Consider the following 13,526-nt stretch of genomic DNA (forward strand, 5'->3'; position numbering starts at 1 on the left):
CAACTCGGGAGGGTCCGTGTCAGCCGTGTGCCAGGTCACCGGCCGCAAGCCGGGCTACGGCAAGCAGGTCTCGCACTCGCACCGCCGGACGTCACGGCGCTGGGAGCCGAATCTGCAGACCCGCCGCTACTTCGTGCCGAGCCTCGGCCGCACCGTGCGGCTCAAGGTTTCGGCCAAGGGCTTGAAGACGATCGACAAGCGCGGCATCGAGTCCGTCGTGGGCGAGCTGAAGGCGAAGGGGGTGAAGCTCTAGATGGCCAAGAGCACCGACATCCGGCCGATCATCAAGCTGCGGTCCGCCGCCGGCACCGGATACACGTACGTCACGAAGAAGAACCGCCGGAACGACCCGGACCGGATGGTCCTGCGCAAGTACGACCCCGTGGCGCGCAAGCACGTCGAGTTCAAGGAAGAGCGCTGATGGCGAAGAAGTCGAAGATCGCGAAGAACGAGCAGCGCAAGGTCGTCGCCGCGCGCTACGTCGAACGCCGCCGGGCGCTCAAGGCGGTCATCGCCTCGCCCGCGTCGTCGCCGGAGGAGAAGGCGGACGCCGTGGTGGCGTTGCAGAAGATGCCGCGCGACGCGAGCGCCACGCGCGTCCGCAACCGCGACACCGCCGACGGGCGCCCGCGCGGCTACCTCCGCAAGTTCGGCCTTTCGCGCGTGCGCATGCGGCAGATGGCGCACAACGGCGAGCTGCCCGGCGTCGCGAAGTCCAGCTGGTGAGCCGCGAGCGCGTCTTCCGGCGCAAGGCGAACCCGTTGCACGCGGCCAAGATCACCGAGGTCGACTGGAAAGACGCGGACCTGCTGCGGAAGTTCATCTCCGACCGCGGGAAGATCCGCGCCCGCCGCGTGACCGGGCTGACGCCGCAGCAGCAGAAGCAGGTGGCCACGGCGATCAAGAACGCGCGCGAGATGGCGCTGCTGCCGTACCCGTCGGCATCGAGGGGCTGAAGGACCGGCCCTCCCGCAGCGCCGGGAGGGCCGGCCCCGGTTGTGCGAAACTGGCGGCCATGACCGCTGTCCCGCCGGACGGGGAAATCGATCCGCGGCTGCTCGACCTCTGGGCCCGGGTGTTCGGCATGGCGCGCTCGGGCGACACGAAGAGCCTGATCGCCTACGTCGAGGCCGGGATCCCGGCGAACCTGACCAACGATCGCGGCGACACCCTGGTGATGCTGGCCGCATATCACGGCCACGCCGAGGCCGTCGCCGCCCTGATCGAGCGCGGCGCGGACCCGGGCCGGGTGAACGACCGCGGCCAGAGCCCGCTGGCCGGCGCGGTGTTCAAGAACGAGCCGGACGTGGTGAAAGCCCTGCTCGACGGGGGCGCGGACCCGAGGGCGGGCAGCCCGTCGGCGATCGAGGCGGCCACGATGTTCGGCAACACCGAGCTGCTGGCCCTGCTCGAGCGCTGACGAGCGCGGCCAGGCAGACTTCCCGGCATGGACGACCCGCACTACCTCTCCGGACTCCAGCTCGCCGGCCGCCGCGTCGTGATGGTCGGCGGCGGCACCGTCGCCCAGCGCCGGCTGCCGCGCCTCGTGCGCGCGGGCGCGCGGGTGGAACTGGTGTCCCCGCACACGAGCCCGTCGGTGAGCGGCATGGCGGACGCGGGCGAGATCGTCTGGCATCAGCGCCGGTACGCCGAGGGCGATCTGGCCGACGCCTGGTACGCGCTGGCCTGCACCGACGATCCGGAGGTCAACGCCGCGGTCTGCGCCGAGGCCGAGCGCTCGCGCGTGTTCTGCGTCCGCGCCGACGAGGGCGAGTCCGGCAGCGCCGTGACCCCCGCTTCGGGCCGTCACGGCGGGCTGCTGTTCGGCGTGCTCTCCGGCGGTGAGCCGCTGCGCTCCGCGGCGGTGCGCGACAGCGTGCTGGACGCCCTGCACGCGGGCACGGTCGCGGACGGCCGGGCGCCGCGCCGCGAGGAAGCCGAGCTGCCCGGCGTCGCGCTGGTCGGCGGCGGGCCGGGCGACCCGGACCTGATCACCGTGCGCGGCCGGCGGCTGCTCTCGCGCGCCGACGTGGTGGTGGTCGACCGGCTCGCGCCGCGGGAGCTGCTGGACGAGCTGGCGCCGGAGGTGGAGATCGTCGACGCGGCGAAGATCCCGTACGGCCGCGCGGCGAGCCAGGACGTGATCAACCGGACGCTGATCGAGAAGGCCAAGGCGGGCAAGTTCGTCGTCCGGCTCAAGGGCGGCGACCCGTACGTGTTCGGGCGCGGCTTCGAGGAGGTGCTCGCCTGCGCCGAGGCGGGCGTGCCGGTGACCATGGTCCCGGGCATCACCAGCGCTTTCGCGGTGCCCGCGGTGGCGGACGTCCCGGTCACCCACCGCGGCGTCGCGCACGAGGTCGTGGTGGTCTCGGGCCACGTCGCCCCGGGAGACGACCGTTCGCTCGTCGACTGGTCGCTGCTGGCCCGGATGCGCGGCACGATCGTGCTGATGATGGGCGTCGAGCGGCTGCCGCAGTTCGCCAAGGCACTGCTGGAAGGCGGCCGCCCGGCCGAAACCCCGGTCGCCGTCGTCGAAGACGGCACGATGCGGACCCAGCGCGTGCTGCGTTCCACTTTGGCGAAAGTGGCCGACGACGCGGCCGCCGCCGGGGTGCGCCCGCCCGCCGTGATCGTGATCGGCCCGGTCGCCGGGCTGGCTCACGAGTCCGAGTAGCGCTCCTCGGCGAACTCGCTGATCGCGGTGGTCAGGCGCTTCGGGTCGAAGCGCAGCTCCACCGGGCTGCGGGCCTGGACGAACTGCGCGTGCGGCATGTCCAGCGCCAGGGTGTCCGCGTCGCCGAAGGGGTGGATCGGGTCGCCCTCGTGGCCGATCACCAGCGCGGGCACGGCGATCTGCCGCCGGACCGACTTCGGCGGCGCGATGCGGCCGAACAGCACCCCGTGCAGCAGCGCGGCCATCGACGCGGGCTCCTGCGAAAGCGTGTCCGTCACCACGTCCACCCACTGGCTGCCGTGCGGCACCAGATTGGCCGCCAGCGCGACGCCGCGCACCGAAACCGGCAGGAAGCGCGCCGCGAACAGCAGCGGGGCGAAGGTCAGCAGCCCGGCGACGATCGCGTTGTCCAGCACCGGCATCTCCACCACCAGCCCCCGCGCGCGTTCGGGCTGCGAGACGGCGACCTCCAGCGCCACGTTCGCGCCCAGCGAGGTCCCGCCGATCACCGCGCGGTCGATCCCCAGGTGATCGAGCAGCGCCACCGCCTGCTGCCCGAACGCCGGCATCGAATACCGCCACGACTCGGTGGGCCGGTCGGAGTCGCCGTGGCCGAGCAGGTCGAGCGTGATTACGCGGAAGCCCGACCGGGTCAGCCGCCGGGCCAGCGGCGCGTGCATCCGGCGGGTCAGCATGATCCCGTGCATCAGCACCACGACCCGGTCGCCGGCGCCGAACTCGGTGTAGCAGAGCCGCTGGCCCTCGTGGCTGAACGAGCCGGACAGCTCGATCGGGCGGGTGCGCCGGACCGGCCGGGGCTCGGGGGCCGGTTCGTCCACCGCCGGTGCTGGGGCCGGAGCCATGAGGCCACCTTCTTCCGCTGTGGTCTTCGCCGGTGCTGCCTGGTCCAGGAAAGCATCTCCCGGCCGCGTTGGCACAGCGTCAACCGGATGAGTCAAGATGACCACCATGAGCGCACCCGTTGACGTCCTGCCCGATCTCGTGTCCCTGAAGGTCGCCCTCGACGGCCCCGTCGCCGAGGTCACCCTGCTCGGCCCGTCGAAGGGCAACGCCATGGGGCCCGACTTCTGGCGTGAGCTGCCGCAGGTCTTCGCCGCCCTCGACGCCGACGCGCGCGTCCGCGCGGTCGTGCTGACCGGCAGCGGCAAGCACTTCTCCTACGGCCTCGACCTGCCCGCCATGATGGGCGGCTGGGCGCCCCTGCTGGCCGGCGACGCGCTGGCCGGGCCGCGCACCGAGTTCCACACCGAGGTCAAGCGGCTGCAGGAGGCGGTCAGCTCGATCGCCGAGTGCCGCAAGCCGGTCGTCGCCGCGATCTCGGGCTGGTGCATCGGCGGCGGCGTCGACGTGGTCACCGCCGCCGACATCCGGCTGGCCAGCGCCGACGCGAAGTTCAGCGTGCGCGAGGTGAAGGTCGCGATCGTCGCCGACATCGGCAGCCTGCAGCGGCTCGCCCCGATCATCGGCGAGGGCCACCTGCGTGAGCTGGCGCTGACCGGCAAGGACATCGATGCCGCGCGCGCCGAGAAGATCGGCCTGGTCAACGACGTCTACGAGGACCAGGAGACGCTGCTGGCGCGGGCACGCGAGCTGGCCGCCGAGATCGCCGCGAACCCGCCGCTGGTCGTCCAGGGCACCAAGCAGGTCGTCTCGGCCACCACCGAGCGGCAGGTCGCCGAGGGGCTGCGGTACGTCGCGGCCTGGAACGCCGCCTTCCTGCCCAGCAAGGACCTCGCCGAAGCCGTGCAGGCGTTCCTGGAGCGGCGGGCGCCGGAGTTCAAGGGCGAGTAGAAACGGGGTTCGACCCGCGAGGACGAGGGAGTACGACGTGAGCAATGGCGCTTCGGAGAGCTATCAGGCGTTCCGCGCGGCACGGGACTACCTGCAGGCGCACCGCGAGGACTACGACACCGCGGTCCGCGAGTTCGCCTGGCCCGAGCTGACCGAGTTCAACTGGGCGCTCGACTGGTTCGACGTGGTGGCCCGCGACCCGGCGAACGCCGAGCGGTACGCGCTGTGGATCGTCGAGGAGGACGGCACCGAGAACCGGTGGACGTACCCGGAGATGGCCGCGCGCTCGAACCGGGTCGCGAACTGGCTGCGCCGCCTCGGCGTGACGCGCGGCGACCGGCTGATCCTGATGCTGGGCAACCAGGGCGAGCTGTGGGAGACGATCCTCGCGGCGATCAAGCTGGGCGCGGTGGTCATCCCGGCGTCGACCCTGCTCGGCCCGGCCGACCTCACCGACCGCGTCGAGCGCGGCCAGGCCAAGCACGTCGTGATCCGTGCCGCCGACACGGCGAAGTTCGACGGCGTCGCGGGCGGCTACACGCGCATCGCCGTCGGCGAGCCGGTGGCGGGCTGGCACTCGTACTCCACGGCCTACGCCGAGCCCGCGGAATTCACCCCGGACGGCGTCACCCCGGCGGGCGACCCGCTGCTGCTGTACTTCACCTCCGGCACCACGGCGAAGCCGAAGCTGGTGCAGCACACGCAGGTGTCGTACCCGGTCGGCCATCTGTCCACAATGTACTGGATCGGCCTCGAGCCGGGCGACGTCCACCTCAACATCTCCTCGCCGGGCTGGGCGAAACACGCCTGGAGCAACGTGTTCGCGCCGTGGAACGCCGAGGCCACGGTGTTCCTGTACAACTACAACCGGTTCGACGCGCCGGCCCTGATGGCGCAGATGGACCGCTGCGGCGTGACCAGCTTCTGCGCGCCGCCCACGGTCTGGCGGATGCTGATCCAGGCCGACCTGAGCGCGCTGCGGACCCCGCCGAAGAAGGTCGTCGGCGCGGGGGAGCCGCTGAACCCCGAGGTGATCGAGCAGGTCGAGCTGGCCTGGGGCGTCACCATCCGGGACGGCTTCGGCCAGACCGAGAGCAGCGTCCAGATCGCCAACACCCCCGGCCAGGACGTCGTGCCGGGCTCGATGGGCCGCCCGCTGCCCGGGTTCGCCGTCGCGCTGGTCGACCCGGTCACCGGCGAGCGCGCGGCCGAGGGCGAGATCTGCCTGGACCTGGCGCACCGGCCGGTCGGGCTGATGACCGGCTACACCGGCGACGACGAGCGGACCGCGGAGGCCTTCGCCGGCGGCTACTACCACACCGGCGACGTCGGCTCGGTCGACGAACGCGGCTACATCACCTACGTCGGCCGCACCGACGACGTGTTCAAGGCCTCGGACTACCGGATCTCGCCGTTCGAGCTGGAGAGCGTGCTGCTGGAGCACGAGGCCGTCGCCGAGGCCGCCGTCGTGCCGGCCCCGGACGCGATCCGGCTCAACGTGCCCAAGGCGTACGTCGTGCTCGCCGCCGGCCACGAGCCTTCGGCAAACACCGCGAAGGCCGTGCTGGCGTACGCACGCGAGCACCTGGCGCCGTACAAGCGGATCCGCCGGCTGGAGTTCGCGGAACTGCCGAAGACGATCTCCGGCAAGATCCGCCGTGTCGAACTGCGCGGCCGCGAGCACGCCGACACCCGGCCCGAGGGCGAGTTCCGCGAGGAGGACTTCCCGGACTTGAAGTCCTGAGCGGGCGCTATTCGGACGGGACGACGGCGGCGAACACCGTCTGCTCGCCCTTGCCGCAGGTGGTGCCGCCCTGGGCGGCGGGCGGGCCGGAGGTGCACAGCCAGCCCTCGACGGTGTCGTTCACTGCGTCGTTCGACCCCGAGCCCTGACGGCCGGCGATCTTCGCGTGGAACTCCTTCACCAGGCGCATCGCCTCGGCGCAGGGCACGCCGCCGGCCTGGCTGTCGAACACGTTGAGGGTCAGCCCGCTGGCGGCGGTCACCGTGCCGCAGGCGCCGGGGGCCTTGGCCGGGGCGGCCGGCTTCTTCGGCGCGCTCGAGGACGGCTTCGCGGTGTCCGGCAGCGGCGGGGGAGCGGCCTTGGATGACGGAGCCGCGGAGGACGTCGTCACCGGCGCGGGCACGGGCGGTGGCGAGGACCGGGGCGAGGGCTCACCCGAACAGGCGGCCAGCGCCGGCAACAGGAGCCACGCCGCGAGCAGCGGCCGCCACACGGTCTGCGACTGGGGCACCGGCGGTCCTTTCGGCAAGGGGTCGTCCGGGCCATTCTCACCCCCGCGAGCACGCACGACGCGCACCGACACCCGGCGCGGGAGGGCGAAGATACCGCCGGGCGAGTGGTCCCGCCGCGCCTGTCGCGCGGGATCTATGTCCACTGTGGACGATTAATCTCGTGTTTACACAGTGAAACACCGGGCGGTCATCCCGAATCGATCGGACGAATCAGGGCCGCAGCGGTTAACGCGCGCGCTCCGGTCGCCGAAGAACAAGGTGAACGCCCGAAGCGTTCTTCGTCCCCGAAACCCACCGTCCCGAACCCAGAGAGCGATGACTACCTCAGCAACCAGCGAGCCCAGCGCCCCGCCGCCAGCCACCCCGCCGACCGTCCCGTGCAGCGTCGTCTGGTGCGACGGCCGCCCGTACGTCCTCGAGGGCCGCCCCGGCCGAGCCCGCTGGGTCGGCACCGACTACCGAGGCCGCCCCGAAGCCCTGAGCAGCGCCGAAGTCCAACGCCGCGGCTGGACCCACAGCCGCCGCCGCGCCTGCTGAGATCCCCGGGATCCGGCCCCGGATCACCCGAGGCCACCGTGCTTCAGCCCGGAAACGGCGGGCGCCTCCGGACTTGGCCCGCCCGGATCGCCTGACCCGCCCGGATCACCTGAGGCCACCCGGCTTCAGCCCCGGAGCGACCGGCGCCCCCGGACCCGCCCGGATCACCTGAGGCGACCGGCTTCAGGCCCGGACCGGCCGACGTTCCCCGGACCTCGCCCCCGGATGCCCGCCTGCCGGTCTCGGCCCCAGGCCCGGTGAAGTCCCCGCGGCCGGGTCGCGGCGCCATCGAGGCCCGCAGCCTGGCCGCGTGACCATCGGTTCGCGAAGGCCGCGCGGTCTCCGTGTGCCTGCCCCGTCACTCCGGCGTCACCGGGCTGCTCCGTGCCTGGCGGCGTGCCCATCGCTTTGCGAAGGCCGCGCGGTCTCCGTGTGCCTGCCCCGTCACTCCGGCGTCACCGGGCTGCTCCGTGCCCGGCGGCGTGCCCATCGGTTCGCGAAGGCTGCGCAGTCCCCGTGTGCCCGCACCGCCACTCGGGTCACTCCCTGTCCGGCCACCTGACCATCCTGCCAAAGCCGTTCCCCTCGCCACGCCCGCACCAGCCCAGGCCGCCACGCCCGGTCGCGTGACCATCGGTTCCCCCGCCCGGCCGCCCCTCTAGGCTGGGCGCGTGACCACGGTCCCCGAGCCCAAGACGGAGCCTTCCCTGCTGCGGCAGGCGTTCAACGTCCCCAACATGCTGTCCCTGCTGCGGCTGGCCGGCGTGCCCGTCTTCCTGTGGCTGCTGCTCGGCCCGAAGGAGGACGGCTGGGCGCTGGCGGTGCTCGTCTTCTCCGCGCTGACCGACTGGCTCGACGGCAAGCTCGCCCGCTGGCTCGACCAGATGTCGCGGCTCGGGCAGCTGCTCGACCCGGCCGCGGACCGGCTGTACATCCTCGCGACGCTCGTCGCCTTCCTGCTGCGCGGGATCATCCCGTGGTGGGTGGTGGTGCCGCTGGTGCTGCGCGAGCTGGTCCTCGCCGTGTGCGTGCTGGTGCTGCGCCGCCGCGGCTTCGCCCCGCCCGAGGTCACCTACATCGGCAAGGGCGCGACCTTCGTGCTGATGTACGCCTTCCCCTTCCTGCTGCTCACCCAGGGCGGCTCGGACCTGGCCGCGGTCGCCCGGCCGATCGCGTACGCGTTCACCATCTGGGGCGGGGTGCTCTACCTCTGGTCCGGGGTGCTCTACGTCGTGCAGGTCGTGCGCGCGCTGCGCCCCCGGTGATGGAAGACTGCGCGTAGCTGACGGCACGAGGAAGGGGAGCGGCCTTGTCCACTCCGGAAGAACTCCGCTACACCGAGGAACACGAGTGGGTCGCCGCGCGCGCGGGCTCCGTGGTCCGGGTGGGCATCACCGAGTACGCGCAGGACCAGCTCGGCGACGTCGTGTTCGTCGACCTGCCCGAAGTGGGCCGGCAGGTCGGCACCGGCGACGTGTTCGGCGAGGTGGAGTCGACCAAGAGCGTCTCCGAGCTGTTCGCGCCCGTGGACGGCGAGATCGTCGCGGTGAACGACGCGGTCGCGGAGTCCCCCGAGCTGATCAACTCCGACCCGTACGGCGAAGGCTGGCTCGTGGAGATCCGGCTCGACGAGGGCGCGGGGCTCGAGGCCCTGCTCGAAGCCGAGGCCTACCAGGCGCTCATCGCCGGCTGAGCCCGGTCCGCACCTGGCCCGGGGCGTGCGCCCGCGGAAGGGGGAGCCGCAGGGTCCGGAACCGATCAGGCACGGTACGTTGGCAGCCACACGTTCTTGGTCAATGGTTTTATCTTGTGTAGAGGAGAGCTCAGGTGAGCACGAACGACGGGCCCGGCGTTCCCCCGGAGCAGTCTCCGGAGCGGACCTCTGTCTTCCGGGCCGACTTCCTGGCCGACGTCGAAGGCCACGAGTCCGCCCCGGCAGCCGAGGCACCGGTCCAGGGCGTCGACGCCCTGCCGCCGGGTTCCGCGCTTCTGGTGGTGAAGCGCGGCCCCAACGCGGGTTCGCGCTTCCTGCTCGACCGGGACACCACCAGCGCCGGGCGGCACCCGGACAGCGACATCTTCCTCGACGACGTCACCGTCTCCCGCCGGCACGCCGAGTTCCGGCGTGAGGGCGGCGAGTTCGTGGTGATCGACGTCGGCAGCCTGAACGGCACCTACGTCAACCGGGAGCCGGTCGACCAGGCCGTGCTGGCCGGTGGCGACGAGGTGCAGATCGGGAAGTTCCGCCTGGTCTTCCTGACCGGCCCGGGCCACGGGGGCCAGGGGGCACAGTGACGGCGGCCGGGCAGCCCGGTCGTTCGGAGGCCCGGCGCGACGGGTTGAGCATCGGGGCGGTGCTGGCGCAGCTGCGCGGCGACTTCCCCGATGTCACCATCTCCAAGATCCGGTTCCTCGAGGCGGAAGGCCTGGTCCAGCCGGGCCGGACCGCCTCGGGGTACCGGCAGTTCGCCGTGGCGGACGTGGAGCGCCTCCGCTTCGTGCTGTCCGCGCAGCGGGACCACTACCTCCCGCTCAAGGTCATCAAGGAACAACTGGACGCGGCGGACTCCGGCCTGGAGCCCGCTGCGGTCACGCCGCGGCTGCCGCGGAAGCTGGTCCCGCTGGAAGCGCCGGGGGAGAACGGCGGCCTCCCGGGGCCGTCGGACTTCGAGACCGGCCGCGAGGTCCGGCTGACCCGGGAAGAGCTGCTGGCGCAAGCCGGCATCGACGCCGCGACGCTGGCCGAACTGCAGCAGTACGGCCTGGTCCGGCCCGGCGCGGCCGGCTTCTTCGATCCGGACGCGGTGCAGGTCGCGCGCACCGTGAAGGCGATGACCGAATTCGGTATCGAGCCGAGGCATCTGCGGGCCTTCCGCGCCGCGGCCGACCGCGAAGTCGGTTTGCTGGAACAGATTGTGACGCCCGTGTATCGCCACCGTGACACCGGCGCCAAGGACCGGGCCGACGAAGTCGTCCGGGAGCTGGCGGCGCTGTCGGTGACGCTGCACACGCTGCTCGTCAAAGCCGGGATCCGGGGCGTCACCGGGGGCTGAACCGGTTTTCCCGCCACAATCCCCTTTCACTTCGAATGTCAATGACTGAATGTTCGCGCCCGTATGCCGTACCGTGAGGGAACGGTTTGCGGCGCCGCGAACCGAGAAAGTCCGCCACTAGCGAGCACAGCGCCCGGAGGACGGGTAGCGTCGGAACCATCGGCGCGAATACGTCGTCAAGCGCTGCGGCCCGTGCGCATGAGAGGGAGGCGAAGCCCGATGAGCGAGATGCGCGTCGTGGGCGTGCGGGTGGAGCTGCCCGCGAATCAGCCGATCTTGTTGCTGCGGGAGACCGACGGCGAGCGGTACCTGCCGATCTGGATCGGCTCGGTCGAAGCCACCGCGATCGCCTTGGAGCAACAGGGAGTCCGTCCCGCCCGGCCGCTGACCCACGACCTGCTCAAAGAGGTCATCGGGGCGCTCGGCCGCGAGCTGGAGCAGGTCGTGATCACCGACCTGAAGGAAGGCACCTTCTTCGCCGAGCTCGTCTTCGACGGCGACATCCGGGTCTCGGCCCGCCCGAGCGACTCGGTCGCGCTGGCGCTGCGGATCGGCGTGCCCATCCACGCCGTGGACGCGGTGCTGGAAGAGGCCGGCCTGATCATCCCGGACGAGCAGGAGGACGAGGTCGAGAAGTTCCGCGAGTTCCTCGACTCCGTGTCCCCGGAAGACTTCCGCGGCGCCGACACCTGAGCCACGAGGGCGAACGCGGCCGGACCGCGGACGCGTTCGCCACCTCGGTGCTGCGCCGGTGTCAGTTCTTTTCCGACGGCGCGGTCGCCCGCTCGAACAGGTCCGCGAGCTCCCGGCCGTACCGGTCGAGGTCGGTCGCCGGGTCCGCCGAGTACGCCGCCGCCACGCCGTCGATGGCCTGGGCGATCGACATCGCCATCACCTCCGGCGCGAACTCGCCGAACGCCCCCTCCGCCTGACCCTGCTTGAGCTGCCGGTGCACAGCGCCGACGCGCAGCTCGGTGACCAGCACCGAGGTCATCGCCCAGCCGTCCGCGTCGTCGGCGTTGGCGGCGAACTCCACCAGTACCCGGACGCACTCGGGATAGTCGCGCAGGAACGCCACCGACGTCTCGACGTGCGCCCGGAGGTTGCCCGGCCGGTCGCCGGGGTCGAGCCCGGCGCTGCGCTGCTGCAGGAACATCGCCTTGGTCTCGGACACCGTGCTCAGCACGGCCTGCATCAGGCCCGCCTTGTTCGTGAAGTGGTAGGAGATCATCCGCGTGCTGCTCAGGCCCGCGCGCTCCTTGATCTTCGAGAACGTGGTCCGGCGGTACCCGAGGTCGGCGATCGTCGCGATGGTGGCGCCGATGATCTGCGCCCGGGTCGTCGCCTCCGTGACGCTCAGCCCCAGTTCGGCTTGCGTGTCGAAATTTACTTGCATGAGTAAAAAGTAACACAGTCGAGTAAATCCGCCCAAATCCGTACGGCGAACGGACCAAAGGCTCAAGACGGGCTTGAGGTCCGCCGCGCGTCGCGTTGACCGCCCCGCGGTGCGGGCTTACCGTCAAAGGCGGTAAATCGCCACGATGTGATTCGCTGACTGGGGCGCGATCGTGGCGGTTCTCCCCGGCCGATCCCGCTCTGGGCTCGACCGGCTGTCATTCGCCGGCCGCCAGGTCGGGCGAGGGGAGGCTTGCGTGGTCGAGGCTGGTAGTCCGGAGAGGCCGCCTGTTCGTGCCGCCGACGGCGAGCAGGGCGAGCTGTTCCCCGACGCCTCGTTGCCGGACGAGCTGGTCGGCTACCGCGGTCCCGCCGCGTGCCAGATCGCCGGGATCACCTACCGGCAGCTCGATTACTGGGCCCGGACGAAACTGGTGGCCCCGAGCATCCGGACCGCGCACGGCTCGGGCTCGCAGCGGCTGTACTCGTTCAAGGACATCCTGGTGCTGAAGGTGGTCAAGCGGCTGCTGGACACCGGGGTCTCGCTGCAGAACATCCGCGTCGCGGTCGAGCACCTGCGGGTGCGCGGCGTGCGCGACCTCGCGCGCGTGACCCTGTTCTCCGACGGCACCACGGTGTACGAGTGCACCTCGCCGGAGGAGATCGTCGACCTGCTCCAGGGCGGGCAAGGGGTGTTCGGCATCGCGGTCAGCGGCGCCATGCAGGAGATCAGCGGCACGATCCACGAGTTCCAGGCCGAGCGGGCCGACGGCGGGGTCGTCGAATCGGTCGAGCCGGACGAGCTCACCCAGCGCCGCAACGCCCGTCGCACCGGTTGATCACCGGCCGCGGGCCGGGGGTAAAGTAGCGAGCGCGGTCGACGAACCCGCGCGGGAGAGACCGAGCCGGCATCCACGAGCTCGGCGCCGAAGGAGCAACTCCTCCCCGGAACCTCTCAGGCACCCCGGACCGCGCGGACCAGACGCCTCTGGAAAGCGGATCGGCAGGTGACCACCCGCCGATCCCGCCGACGGTGCAAGCCCGGCTCACCACGCGGGTGAAACTCTCAGGCGCCCCCTCGGGGGTACGGACAGAGCGGGGAGGACCCGGCTCGAGCCGTTCGGCTCGCCGGGTTTTCTTGTTCTGCACGGGTTTTCGCGCCGGCCGATCCGGTAGCGCGAGATGGTCCGGACCAGGTGGCCGCTCGAGGTCTGGACCAAACGGCGCCGCGTGGTCTGGACCGGATGGCCCATCGCCGGGTGGTCCGGACCTCGTGAGCCGGGCGGCGGGCCCGCGGGATCCGGGCCCACCGCCGGGAAACGGCCCGGTTCAGCCGGGGACCCGGTCCAGGAACCCGTGCACCTTGGTGATCCGGCCGCCGTCCAGCTCCACCACGTCGAAGCCGATCGCGACCGGCTCGGTCACCCCCGGGGCGCTGAGGTACCACTGGAACCGCGCCAGATCGTGGTGGGCGTCCGGGGCCGCGGGCAGCCGGAAGGACAGGCCCGCGAACTGCGCCTGCGCGCCGGCGATGAAGCCGTCGATCCCGTCGTGGCCGCGGACCGCGCCCAGCGGGTCGGTGTAGGTCGCCTCCGGGGTGAACAGCTCCGCGATGAGGGCCTTCCGGCGCTCGGCGTCGGTCTCGTTCCAGACGGCGATGTACTGCTCGACCGTGTTGTGCACATCGGACACTGTGCTGCTCCTGTTCCTCCTGGGGGACAACGGGTTCGCTGTCCTCGTCGACGCCAAGACTGCCGGGAGCGCGGCATCGGGTCGATTACGCGAGAGGTAACGCCGAC

At 71.7% G+C, this 13,526-nt stretch carries 19 protein-coding genes and 2 riboswitches; of the genes, 15 read left to right on the forward strand and 4 right to left on the reverse strand.

The features are described from left to right. The first annotated feature begins 16 nt into the window (after positions 1 to 16). The 6 genes from rpmB to cobA are packed head-to-tail and all read left to right on the forward strand — an operon-like array spanning position 17 to position 2,674. Positions 17 to 253 (forward strand): 50S ribosomal protein L28, encoded by a 237-nt coding sequence (gene rpmB / locus BMY97_RS05060; RefSeq protein WP_091613231.1) that lies wholly within the window; start codon positions 17 to 19, stop codon positions 251 to 253. Beyond that, positions 254 to 421, forward strand: a complete 168-nt coding sequence (gene rpmG / locus BMY97_RS05065) for a 50S ribosomal protein L33 (protein ID WP_091613233.1) — start codon at positions 254 to 256, stop codon at positions 419 to 421. Continuing rightward, entirely contained in the window at positions 421 to 726 is a 306-nt protein-coding gene (gene rpsN, locus BMY97_RS05070; RefSeq protein WP_091613236.1) for a 30S ribosomal protein S14, read from the forward strand. Before rpmG ends, rpsN begins: the two co-directional genes overlap by 1 nt. Beyond that, on the forward strand, positions 723 to 956 hold the full coding sequence (gene rpsR, locus BMY97_RS05075) for a 30S ribosomal protein S18 (protein WP_245787164.1): 234 nt from the start codon (positions 723 to 725) through the stop codon (positions 954 to 956). The genes rpsN and rpsR overlap by 4 nt, the downstream gene beginning before the upstream one ends. Before the next feature lie 59 nt (positions 957 to 1,015). Then, a complete protein-coding gene (locus BMY97_RS05080; protein WP_091613241.1) occupies positions 1,016 to 1,420 on the forward strand; it encodes an ankyrin repeat domain-containing protein in 405 nt (134 codons plus the stop codon). Positions 1,421 to 1,447: 27 nt separating this feature from the next. Then, on the forward strand, positions 1,448 to 2,674 hold the full coding sequence (cobA, locus tag BMY97_RS05085) for a uroporphyrinogen-III C-methyltransferase (RefSeq protein WP_091613244.1): 1,227 nt from the start codon (positions 1,448 to 1,450) through the stop codon (positions 2,672 to 2,674). Here cobA and BMY97_RS05090 read toward each other — a convergent pair. Further along, positions 2,659 to 3,537: an alpha/beta fold hydrolase gene (locus BMY97_RS05090; RefSeq protein WP_091613247.1), complete on the reverse strand. Its 879-nt coding sequence runs from the start codon at positions 3,535 to 3,537 to the stop codon at positions 2,659 to 2,661. The genes cobA and BMY97_RS05090 overlap by 16 nt on opposite strands. A 106-nt stretch (positions 3,538 to 3,643) precedes the next feature. Between BMY97_RS05090 and BMY97_RS05095 the strand changes: the two genes are divergently transcribed. Beyond that, positions 3,644 to 4,486, forward strand: a complete 843-nt coding sequence (locus BMY97_RS05095; protein ID WP_091614524.1) for a crotonase/enoyl-CoA hydratase family protein — start codon at positions 3,644 to 3,646, stop codon at positions 4,484 to 4,486. Between the two features lie 37 nt (positions 4,487 to 4,523). Continuing rightward, positions 4,524 to 6,230 (forward strand): AMP-binding protein, encoded by a 1,707-nt coding sequence (locus BMY97_RS05100; protein WP_091613251.1) that lies wholly within the window; start codon positions 4,524 to 4,526, stop codon positions 6,228 to 6,230. Between the two features lie 7 nt (positions 6,231 to 6,237). Here BMY97_RS05100 and BMY97_RS48200 read toward each other — a convergent pair whose 3' ends face one another. Next, positions 6,238 to 6,741: a hypothetical protein gene (locus BMY97_RS48200; protein WP_245787165.1), complete on the reverse strand. Its 504-nt coding sequence runs from the start codon at positions 6,739 to 6,741 to the stop codon at positions 6,238 to 6,240. A 316-nt stretch (positions 6,742 to 7,057) separates the two neighbouring features. Here BMY97_RS48200 and BMY97_RS05110 point away from each other — a divergent pair, with 316 nt between their 5' ends. The 6 genes from BMY97_RS05110 (at position 7,058) to BMY97_RS05135 (ending at position 11,025) form a co-directional block, all read left to right on the forward strand. Further along, complete coding sequence (locus BMY97_RS05110; protein ID WP_091613254.1) at positions 7,058 to 7,279, forward strand: hypothetical protein; 222 nt, start codon at positions 7,058 to 7,060, stop codon at positions 7,277 to 7,279. Positions 7,280 to 7,950: 671 nt separating this feature from the next. After that, positions 7,951 to 8,544, forward strand: coding sequence for a cardiolipin synthase ClsA (clsA, locus tag BMY97_RS05115; RefSeq protein ID WP_091613257.1), 594 nt, complete (start codon positions 7,951 to 7,953; stop codon positions 8,542 to 8,544). Positions 8,545 to 8,588: 44 nt separating this feature from the next. Continuing rightward, positions 8,589 to 8,972, forward strand: coding sequence for a glycine cleavage system protein GcvH (gene gcvH / locus BMY97_RS05120; protein ID WP_091613260.1), 384 nt, complete (start codon positions 8,589 to 8,591; stop codon positions 8,970 to 8,972). A gap of 134 nt (positions 8,973 to 9,106) precedes the next feature. Then, entirely contained in the window at positions 9,107 to 9,574 is a 468-nt protein-coding gene (garA, locus tag BMY97_RS05125) for a glycogen accumulation regulator GarA (protein ID WP_091613262.1), read from the forward strand. Next, the gene (gene ftsR, locus BMY97_RS05130) at positions 9,571 to 10,332 is read left to right on the forward strand and encodes a transcriptional regulator FtsR (protein WP_177231193.1); all 762 of its coding nucleotides are present in this window, start codon (positions 9,571 to 9,573) and stop codon (positions 10,330 to 10,332) included. The genes garA and ftsR overlap by 4 nt, the downstream gene beginning before the upstream one ends. A 219-nt stretch (positions 10,333 to 10,551) precedes the next feature. After that, the gene (locus tag BMY97_RS05135) at positions 10,552 to 11,025 is read left to right on the forward strand and encodes a bifunctional nuclease family protein (RefSeq protein ID WP_091613264.1); all 474 of its coding nucleotides are present in this window, start codon (positions 10,552 to 10,554) and stop codon (positions 11,023 to 11,025) included. 61 nt (positions 11,026 to 11,086) lie between these two features. Here BMY97_RS05135 and BMY97_RS05140 read toward each other — a convergent pair whose 3' ends face one another. Beyond that, positions 11,087 to 11,728 carry a TetR/AcrR family transcriptional regulator gene (locus BMY97_RS05140; RefSeq protein ID WP_091613267.1) on the reverse strand — a complete coding sequence of 214 codons (642 nt, stop codon included), beginning with the start codon at positions 11,726 to 11,728 and terminating at the stop codon, positions 11,087 to 11,089. A 256-nt stretch (positions 11,729 to 11,984) separates the two neighbouring features. Here BMY97_RS05140 and BMY97_RS05145 point away from each other — a divergent pair, with 256 nt between their 5' ends. Beyond that, positions 11,985 to 12,566, forward strand: coding sequence for a MerR family transcriptional regulator (locus tag BMY97_RS05145; protein WP_091613270.1), 582 nt, complete (start codon positions 11,985 to 11,987; stop codon positions 12,564 to 12,566). Between the two features lie 42 nt (positions 12,567 to 12,608). Then, positions 12,609 to 12,709: riboswitch (glycine riboswitch) on the forward strand. Between the two features lie 4 nt (positions 12,710 to 12,713). Next, a riboswitch (glycine riboswitch) is annotated at positions 12,714 to 12,823 on the forward strand. Positions 12,824 to 13,056: 233 nt separating this feature from the next. Here the strand turns inward: BMY97_RS05145 and BMY97_RS05150 are convergent. After that, on the reverse strand, positions 13,057 to 13,419 hold the full coding sequence (locus BMY97_RS05150; protein WP_091613273.1) for a nuclear transport factor 2 family protein: 363 nt from the start codon (positions 13,417 to 13,419) through the stop codon (positions 13,057 to 13,059). Positions 13,420 to 13,526 lie beyond the last annotated feature (107 nt).

The sequence above is a fragment of the Amycolatopsis saalfeldensis genome, from assembly GCF_900110575.1.
GTDB classification, from domain to species: Bacteria; Actinomycetota; Actinomycetes; order Mycobacteriales; family Pseudonocardiaceae; genus Amycolatopsis; species Amycolatopsis saalfeldensis.